The sequence below is a fragment of the Paraplanobispora takensis genome, assembly GCF_016863195.1.
Taxonomy (GTDB): Bacteria; Actinomycetota; Actinomycetes; order Streptosporangiales; family Streptosporangiaceae; genus Planobispora; species Planobispora takensis.
The window spans coordinates 1-594 of the sequence record NZ_BOOK01000157.1; the positions used below are offsets into that span (position 1 = coordinate 1).

The 594-nt window shown below is 73.2% G+C and carries 1 protein-coding gene; it reads left to right on the forward strand.

Translation table 11 applies throughout. The features are described 5' to 3' along the window. Positions 1-22: 22 nt before the first annotated feature. The coding region (locus Pta02_RS40885; protein ID WP_275423665.1) for a phosphopantetheine-binding protein at positions 23-594 on the forward strand (572 nt) is incomplete at its 3' end.

Below are 594 nucleotides of genomic sequence, written 5' to 3' on the forward strand. Positions count from 1 at the left end.
CCGGCGGCTGGTGGCCTACGTGGTGCCGGCCCCGGCTGCGGCTGCGGCTGCGGCTGCGGGCGGTACGGCGGCGTTGCAGGACATCGACGGGGGGTTGGCTGAGGAGCTTCGGGGGTTTGTGCGGGGGCGGTTGCCGCAGTACATGGTGCCTTCGGCGGTGGTGGTGCTGGAGGCGTTGCCGTTGACGGGCAACGGCAAGCTGGATCGGGCGGCGTTGCCGGCGCCGCAGGTCGGTGGGTCGGCGGCCGGGCCGGTGGGGGCCCGGGAGGCGGTGTTGTGCGGGTTGTTCGCCGAGGTGCTGGGGGTGGCCTCGGTCGGGGTCGAGGACGGGTTCTTCGATCTGGGCGGGGACAGCATCCTGGTGATCCAGTTGGTGGCGCGGGCACGCGCGGCGGGTTTGGTGATCGCACCGCGCGATGTGTTCGCCCATCAAAGTGTGCGAGGGCTGGCCGCGGTGGCGGTCGAGGAGGCGCACGCCGTCGTGGTGAGCGAGCCGGAGGGTGCCGGGGTCGGGCCGGTGCACCCGACGCCGATCATGCACTGGCTGGCCGAGCGGGAGGGGCCGATCGGCGGCTTCAGCCAGACGGTGGTGTT